Annotated in this window: 8 protein-coding genes; 6 read left to right on the top strand and 2 right to left on the bottom strand. The window is 41.0% G+C overall.

Annotation, left to right across the window (positions count from 1 at the left end; all coding sequences use genetic code 11):
• Window positions 1-437: 437 nt before the first annotated feature.
• The 4 genes from pdhA (at window position 438) to lpdA (ending at window position 5397) form a co-directional block, all read left to right on the top strand.
• On the top strand, window positions 438-1553 hold the full coding sequence (gene pdhA, locus BA1_RS17580; RefSeq protein ID WP_008361877.1) for a pyruvate dehydrogenase (acetyl-transferring) E1 component subunit alpha: 1116 nt from the start codon (window positions 438-440) through the stop codon (window positions 1551-1553).
• 3 nt (window positions 1554-1556) lie between these two features.
• The gene (gene pdhB / locus BA1_RS17575; protein WP_008361876.1) at window positions 1557-2534 is read left to right on the top strand and encodes a pyruvate dehydrogenase complex E1 component subunit beta; all 978 of its coding nucleotides are present in this window, start codon (window positions 1557-1559) and stop codon (window positions 2532-2534) included.
• A 108-nt stretch (window positions 2535-2642) separates the two neighbouring features.
• On the top strand, window positions 2643-3980 hold the full coding sequence (locus tag BA1_RS17570) for a dihydrolipoamide acetyltransferase family protein (protein WP_008361873.1): 1338 nt from the start codon (window positions 2643-2645) through the stop codon (window positions 3978-3980).
• Window positions 3981-3984: 4 nt separating this feature from the next.
• Window positions 3985-5397 (top strand): dihydrolipoyl dehydrogenase, encoded by a 1413-nt coding sequence (gene lpdA / locus BA1_RS17565; protein ID WP_008361871.1) that lies wholly within the window; start codon window positions 3985-3987, stop codon window positions 5395-5397.
• A 171-nt stretch (window positions 5398-5568) separates the two neighbouring features.
• Here the strand turns inward: lpdA and BA1_RS17560 are convergent, their stop codons facing one another.
• A complete protein-coding gene (locus BA1_RS17560) occupies window positions 5569-5967 on the bottom strand; it encodes a hypothetical protein (RefSeq protein ID WP_237739242.1) in 399 nt (132 codons plus the stop codon).
• 298 nt (window positions 5968-6265) lie between these two features.
• Between BA1_RS17560 and BA1_RS18910 the strand changes: the two genes are divergently transcribed.
• Window positions 6266-6385, top strand: coding sequence for a GapA-binding peptide SR1P (locus BA1_RS18910; RefSeq protein ID WP_003212464.1), 120 nt, complete (start codon window positions 6266-6268; stop codon window positions 6383-6385).
• Window positions 6386-6428: 43 nt separating this feature from the next.
• On the opposite strand, the gene BA1_RS17555 is transcribed toward BA1_RS18910, so the two are convergent.
• On the bottom strand, window positions 6429-7901 hold the full coding sequence (locus BA1_RS17555) for an aminotransferase class I/II-fold pyridoxal phosphate-dependent enzyme (protein WP_008361867.1): 1473 nt from the start codon (window positions 7899-7901) through the stop codon (window positions 6429-6431).
• A gap of 190 nt (window positions 7902-8091) precedes the next feature.
• On the opposite strand from BA1_RS17555, the gene BA1_RS17550 reads away from it, so the two are divergent.
• The gene (locus BA1_RS17550) at window positions 8092-8361 is read left to right on the top strand and encodes a UPF0223 family protein (RefSeq protein ID WP_008361865.1); all 270 of its coding nucleotides are present in this window, start codon (window positions 8092-8094) and stop codon (window positions 8359-8361) included.
• The last annotated feature ends 54 nt before the right edge of the window (window positions 8362-8415 follow it).

The following is an 8415-nucleotide window of genomic DNA, read 5'->3' as shown; positions in this document are numbered from 1 at the left end:
CCCGTGTCTAAATTTAGGGGGTCACTTCAAAATAGCTCTTTTTTTATTTTTCGACAAAAACAAACATTTGCTATTGTAGTACAGTAGTGCACTCTATACTAGTACAGATTGTACTGTTTGTTAAACAGATTGATACAGTTCGCAATAAAAAGTAAAGCGAATACATTTATTTAGATAAAGCCGTTAAATCAATTGACGGACTATTTTTCTTGTTGTAAACTATTCCTTGTTAACAGAAGTTGTATTAGTTTTTTGTGAACTATCGTTAATACAGTTAGAAGAACTCAAAAGCAAGCGATCATCTAATGTTTCGACAACGATCTTTGTGGCTATTATATACAGGAGTCATATGAGCATTTTGGGTTATCCTATATCTGTATGTATAAATGGATTCACGACAAATTGACTGTTAAAAGAAAGGAAGAGGTGACTTTAGAATGGCTGCAAAAACAAAAAAAGCAATTGTTGATAGCAAAAAGCAATTTGATGCCATCAAAAAGCAGTTTGAAACGTTCCAAATTTTAAACGAAAAAGGCGAAGTCGTAAACGAAGCGGCAATGCCGGATCTTTCAGATGACCAATTAAAAGAATTAATGCGCCGTATGGTGTTTACACGTGTATTAGATCAACGTTCAATTTCATTGAACCGTCAAGGACGTCTTGGCTTCTATGCGCCAACAGCTGGACAAGAAGCTTCTCAGCTTGCAACTCACTTTGCACTTGAGAAAGAAGATTTTATTCTTCCAGGATATCGTGATGTTCCACAATTAATCTGGCACGGTCTTCCACTAACAAAAGCTTTCTTGTTCTCTCGTGGACACTTTGTTGGGAACCAAATGCCTGAAGATGTGAATGCACTTTCCCCGCAAATCATTATCGGTGCACAAATCATTCAAGCTGCTGGTGTAGCTCTTGGTTTGAAAAAGCGCGGCAAAAAAGCTGTTGCAATTACTTACACTGGTGATGGCGGAGCTTCACAAGGTGATTTCTATGAAGGTATTAACTTTGCAGGGGCTTACAAAGCGCCAGCGATTTTTGTTGTCCAAAACAACAGATATGCGATCTCTACACCTGTTGAAAAGCAATCTGCTGCACAAACGATTGCACAAAAAGCAGCTGCAGCTGGTATCGTAGGCGTACAAGTTGACGGTATGGATGCATTAGCTGTATATGCAGCAACTGCTGAAGCTCGTGAGCGTGCTGTCAATGGTGAAGGTCCAACATTAATCGAAACTCTTACATTCCGTTACGGCCCACATACAATGGCTGGTGACGATCCAACAAGATATCGTACAAAAGAAGATGAAAACGAGTGGGAGCAAAAAGATCCATTGGTACGCTACCGCAAATTCTTGGAAAACAAAGGCCTATGGTCTGAAGAAGAAGAGAATAAAGTCATCGAAGATGCAAAAGAACAAATCAAACAAGCAATCAAAGAAGCTGACGAACAGCCTAAGCAGAAAGTCACTGACTTGATTGAAAACATGTACGAAGTGAAACCATTCAACTTAGTTGAACAGCTTGAAATTTACAAACAGAAGGAGTCGAAGTAAGCCATGGCGCAAATGACAATGATTCAAGCGATCACTGATGCGTTACGCACAGAACTGAAAAATGACGAAAACGTTCTCGTTTTCGGAGAAGACGTTGGTGTAAACGGCGGCGTATTCCGTGCGACTGAAGGATTGCAAAAAGAGTTTGGTGAGGATCGCGTATTCGATACTCCACTAGCTGAATCTGGTATTGGCGGTCTTGCAATTGGCCTTGGACTACAAGAATTCCGCCCAGTAATGGAAATTCAATTCTTCGGATTCGTTTACGAAGTATTAGATTCTATTTCTGGACAAATGGCTCGTATGCGTTACCGTTCTGGCGGACGCTGGCATTCTCCAGTGACAATCCGTTCTCCATTCGGCGGAGGGGTTCATACACCTGAGCTTCACGCTGACAGCTTAGAAGGTCTTGTAGCACAGCAGCCTGGTATCAAGGTTGTTATTCCTTCAACACCTTACGATGCAAAAGGACTATTAATTTCTGCCATCCGTGACAACGATCCGGTTGTGTTCCTTGAGCATATGAAACTATATCGTTCTTTCCGTCAGGAAGTTCCTGAGGAAGAGTATACAATTGAAATCGGTAAAGCTGACGTGAAACGTGAAGGTTCTGACCTTTCCATCATCACTTACGGTGCAATGGTTCACGAATCACTTAAAGCTGCTGAAGAACTCGAAAAAGAAGGCGTTTCTGCTGAAGTCATCGACCTTCGTACAGTAAGCCCGCTTGATATTGAAACAATCATCGCTTCTGTTGAAAAAACAGGACGTGCGATCGTTGTTCAAGAAGCACAAAAACAAGCTGGTATTGCTGCAAACGTAGTAGCTGAAATCAATGACAGAGCAATCCTTAGCCTAGAAGCACCAGTACTTCGTGTAGCTGCACCTGATACTGTATTTGCTTTCTCACAAGCTGAGAGCGTATGGCTTCCAAACCATAAAGACGTGCTTGAAACAGCTAAAAAAGTGCTTGAATTTTAATTAAATGATAGAGGGGAAAAGAATTTATTTCTCTTCCCCTTTATCAATTACATGATCGTGTAATGATGACACAACAAGGGTTCAACAAAATCTAGGAGGCGAAAAACAGTGGCATTTGAATTTAAACTTCCGGACATCGGAGAAGGTATCCACGAAGGTGAGATCGTTAAGTGGTTCGTAAAACCAAACGACGAAATCAATGAAGATGATGTTTTAGCAGAGGTACAAAATGATAAAGCAGTTGTAGAAATTCCTTCACCTGTTAAAGGAAAAGTATTAGAATTAAAAGTTGAAGAGGGAACAGTTGCAACTGTAGGACAAACAATCATTACGTTTGATGCACCTGGTTACGAAAATCTTCAATTTAAAGGCAGCGAAGAAGAAGGCGAAGCAAAAACTGAAGCTCAAGTACAAGGTACTGCTGAAGCTGGTAACGAGCCTGAAAAGAAAGAAGTTGCTCAAGAAGCAGCAGCAGCAACTGGTGCAGGCGCACAAGAGCAAGTAGATGCTGATCCAAACAAACGCGTAATTGCTATGCCATCTGTACGTAAATATGCTCGTGAAAAAGGCGTTGAAATTTACAAAGTTGCAGGTACTGGTAAAAATGGCCGCGTGCTAAAAGAAGATATTGACAGCTTCGTTAATGGTGGTTCTGTAGCTCAAGAAGCAGCACCTCAAGCAGCTGAAAGTGCGAAAGAAGAAGCAGCTCCAAAAGCGGCAGCAGCTCCAGTTCTAGAAGGAGAATTCCCAGAAACTCGCGAGAAAATGAGCGGAATCCGTAAAGCAATCGCGAAAGCAATGGTGAACTCTAAGCATACAGCTCCTCACGTAACATTAATGGATGAAGTTGATGTCACAAACCTTGTAGCACATCGTAAGCAATTCAAACAAGTTGCAGCTGATCAAGGAATCAAGTTAACTTACTTGCCTTACGTTGTAAAAGCTCTAACTTCTGCTTTGAAAAAGTACCCAGTACTTAACACTTCTATTGATGATAAAACAGATGAAGTTGTTCAAAAGCATTACTACAACATCGGAATTGCAGCTGACACTGAAAAAGGCTTGCTTGTTCCAGTTGTGAAAAATGCAGATCGCAAAGCAATTTTCGAAGTATCTAACGAAATTAACGAGCTTGCAACAAAAGCACGCGAAGGTAAATTGGCTCCAGCTGAAATGAAAGGTGCATCTTGCACAATCACAAACATCGGTTCTGCTGGTGGACAATGGTTTACTCCAGTCATCAACCACCCAGAAGTAGCGATCCTTGGAATTGGCCGTATCGCTGAAAAAGCGATTGTTCGTGATGGCGAAATCGTTGCAGCTCCAGTCTTAGCTCTTTCCCTAAGCTTCGACCACCGTATGATTGATGGAGCTACTGCGCAAAATGCCCTGAACCACATCAAGCGTTTATTGAATGATCCACAATTAATTTTAATGGAGGCGTAATTTCATGGTAGTAGGAGATTTCCCAATCGAAACTGATACTCTTGTCATCGGTGCAGGTCCTGGTGGGTATGTAGCTGCTATTCGCGCTGCACAACTTGGACAAAAAGTAACAATCGTTGAAAAAGGAACGCTTGGCGGCGTATGTCTAAACGTCGGCTGTATCCCTTCAAAAGCATTGATTAATGCGGGACATCGTTTCGAGAATGCAAAGCATTCTGAAGACATGGGTATCAAAGCTGAAAACGTAACAGTTGATTTCACAAAAGTTCAAGAGTGGAAAGCTTCTGTTGTGAACAAATTAACAGGTGGAGTTCAAGGTCTTCTTAAAGGAAACAAAGTAGACATCGTAAAAGGTGAAGCTTATTTCGTAGACAGTAACTCTGTACGTGTAATGGATGAGAATTCAGCACAGACTTACACTTTCAAAAATGCAATTCTTGCAACTGGATCTCGTCCAATTGAATTGCCTGCATTTAAATACACTGACCGTGTCATCAACTCAACTGGTGCTTTAGCGCTTAAAGAAGTACCTAAGAAGTTAGTTGTGATCGGTGGTGGATACATCGGTACTGAGCTTGGGACTGCTTATGCAAACTTTGGAACAGAAGTTGTCATCCTTGAAGGTGGAGACGAAATCCTTCCAGGTTTCGAAAAGCAAATGAGCTCTTTAGTGAAACGTAACCTGAAGAAAAAAGGAAACGTTGAAATCCATACAAACGCTCTTGCAAAAGGTGTTGAAGAAACATCTGACGGTGTCACTGTTACTTTCGAAGTAAAAGGTGAAGAAAAAACTGTCGATGCTGACTACGTACTTGTAACAGTTGGTCGTCGTCCAAATACTGATGAGCTTGGTCTTGAGCAAGCAGGTGTTGAATTGACAGACCGCGGAGTTGTCAAAACTGACAAACAATGCCGTACAAACGTACCAAACATCTATGCAATTGGTGACATCGTTGATGGCCCGCCGCTTGCACACAAAGCATCTTACGAAGGTAAAATTGCAGCTGAAGCAATCGCTGGAGAGCCAGCTGAAATTGATTACCTTGGTATTCCTGCTGTTGTATTCTCTGAGCCAGAACTTGCAACTGTTGGATACACTGAAGCACAAGCGAAAGAAGAAGGAATCGAAATCGTTGCAGCGAAATTCCCATTCGCAGCTAACGGACGTGCACTTTCTCTTGACGCAACGGATGGCTTCATGAAAATGATCACTCGTAAAGAGGATGGTCTAGTGATCGGAGCACAAATCGCAGGTGTTGGCGCGTCTGATATGATTTCAGAGCTTAGCCTTGCAATCGAAGCTGGTGTGACGGCTGAAGATATCGCAATGACAATTCACGCTCACCCAACTTTAGGTGAAATTACAATGGAAACGGCTGAAGTAGCAATCGGAAGCCCAATCCATATCGTAAAATAATGAACGTAGAAACCCTCTCCAAAAGGAGAGGGTTTGTCTACACGCTGAATCCTCTCCAAAAGGAGAGGGTTTTTTTATGTATACCTATAACCATCCCTAAAACAGAAAATCCCTCATGAGCAGAGGGATTTTTTCATAAGGATATATATATGCAAATGCAAGGTCGAATCGTTAATTTGTATTCACTCGGTCTAATGCTTGGCATAGAGGTGATAAGATATCCTCTTTACTTCGGACATTTCCTTCAACCTTCACAATGACTTTTTCATTATTGACTAGTAATATAGCTGGCAATTCGTCTACTTCATTTTTCCAGCCTTTTCGATCTTCTTTGACAATCATCTTTGACATTTCCTTCGGATACTGATTTTTTAAGTCGAGCACTGCATCATAATAAGGACTTTCTTTATCAAGGTTTTCTGCATCAGTAAAAAAGAGAATTCTCGGTTTTTGAATATGACTGACCTGATCTGTCTGGTTTGGTATGATATACGCAAATGAGCATGAACTAAGTAGAAAGAGCATAGGGAATATAATGAGAAGGGGCCTCATAAAATTCAATCTATTCACCTCAAAATCCTTTGGGGTTGTACCAACATTTTTAGGAGCTGATTACCTGTTAGTCACTCTAGTGTATCATGTCTTTTTTGACAATTTTCGATTGTTACTCAATTGTTACAGAATTGATATGAAGCAAAATACAATTGAAACGTTCCCTCAATATGATAAGGAAAGAGCATATAGTTATAAAAAATGATTAATTATGTCATACAATTAACCGTTGACAACTTAAATGTGACATCATATTATAGAGATAAGAAATAGATAAAACGCTTTCAAACTATGAGTGAAGAAAAGGGGAATGTACGTGGGTACAATTATTTGTCAAGATTGCAATGAAACCATTGATCAATTTGAGAATGAAAAAGTGACAACACTTTATGGAACATGTGGTCACTGTCATTGCTGTGATGAAGCCTCTGAATAAATAAAAAAGCATGCAGCTCCATTTGGGGCTGCATGTTTCTTTTTTATAAAATCGGTTTTTGTTCCTTAATGACGCGGATCATGTCTAGTGTTGAATCTTCAGGTCCTTGCACAGGAAGACCAATTTCAATATTTTTAAAGACATACGAGATATTTTCTTCTGTGATAATTTCACCCGGTATAAAAATGGGAATGCCTGGCGGGTACACCATGACGAATTCTGCAATAATACGGCCAGCCGCTTCTTTAAATGGAACGACCTCCGTTGTTGCGTAAAAAGCATCACGCGGTGTCATGGCAAGAGACGGGATCTCAGGCAGTAACACTTCTGTTACCGCTTGTTTGCGGCCTTCAAGCGCAGAGGCTGCGGCAATCTCCTCCATAGCCGTTACAAGAGTATCAATCGTCTCATCAGAATCTCCAGGAGTTACGATACATAAAATGTTGTACAGGTCCGAGAGTTCCACTTCAATTCGGTAGCTTTCTCTCAGCCATTTTTCAACATCATGTCCATTTAGCCCAAGGTCTTTAATCGAGATAATTAGTTTCGTTGGGTCATAATCGTAAGTAGAAGCTGAACCGAGAATTTCTTCACCAATACAAGTAATCCCATCAATTTTATTCAAACGGCTTCTCGCTGATTCCGCTAAACGAATGGCTTCATCTGCAAGTGCCTTTCCTTCAGTGGCTAATCGCTTTCTAGCGACATCAAGTGACGCTAAGAGCAAATAAGAAGTGGACGTTGTTGTCAGCATGCTCAAAATGGATTGTACACGATCCTTTGAAATAAGCCCTTCCTTCATATTTAAAATAGAGCTTTGGGTAAGGGAGCCGCCAAGTTTATGGACACTTGTTGCCGCCATATCGGCACCCGCCTGCATCGCAGATAACGGAAGCTCATCGTGAAAATGTATGTGAACACCGTGTGCTTCATCCACAAGGACAGGTACATCAAATGAATGGGCAATTTCTACGATTGTTTTTAAATCAGCTGAAATGCCAAAATACGTTGGGTTAATCACAAGCAGCCCTTTTGCATCTGGGTGTTCAGTCAGTGCTTTTTTAGCTGACTCTGGCGTAATGCCATGTGAGATGCCAAGCTCTTTGTCGATGTCTGGGTGAATAAAAACAGGCACTGCACCAGAAAATACAATGGCAGACATAATCGACTTATGGACGTTACGCGGAACAATGATTTTATCCCCGGGTCCACAGACAGTCATCACCATTGTCATAATCGCGCCGCTTGTTCCTTGAATGGAGAAAAACGTATGGTCAGCACCGAATGCTTCTGCTGCGAGCTCTTGTGCGTCTTTGATCATCCCTCGAGGTGAATGTAAATCATCAAGAGGTTCTATATTAATAAGGTCAATGCTTAATGCATTGTCTCCAATGAATGCTCTAAATTCAGGATCCATTCCGGCTCCTTTTTTATGGCCTGGAATGTGAAATTGGACTGGATTGCTTGAAGCATGTTTTTTTAGTCCAGTGTATAAGGGTGTATCATGTTGTGACAATTGCTTTCCCACCTTCATCGAAATACCTGCTATTATTATACCAATAACAGCAGATTTCATTGCATAAAACAAAAGAATTATATTATGAACTGATCGGAATGTAAAGCATAAAATCGATCGGTTTCTGATCAAACTGATGCTATAATAAAAGTTCAAATAAGAAATGCGTGTTAAAGTGAGGGACAAGTAAATGGAATATCAATATCCAATGGATGTCGACTGGACAACTGAGGAAAAAATGGCGGTCATTTCGTTTTTTCAAGCGGTTGAAAAAGCATATGAAAAGGGAATCGCCAAGCAAGAGCTATTAAAGGCTTATCAACAATTTAAAAAAGTTGTGCCATCGAAAGCTGAGGAAAAGACGCATTGTGCGGCGTTTGAAAAGGGAAGCGGGTATTCCCCTTATCGCACAGTGAAAAGTGCCAGAGAGGCAGAAGAAACAACGCTAATACGTATGTGAAAAAACGAGCCGACATAGGCTCGTTTTAGCGTGTAGACACCCCATAGAATTATT

Origin of the sequence: Bacillus xiamenensis (genome assembly GCF_000300535.1) — a bacterium.
Classification (GTDB): domain Bacteria; phylum Bacillota; class Bacilli; order Bacillales; family Bacillaceae; genus Bacillus; species Bacillus xiamenensis.
This window is presented reverse-complemented; position numbering and strand designations above follow the sequence as displayed.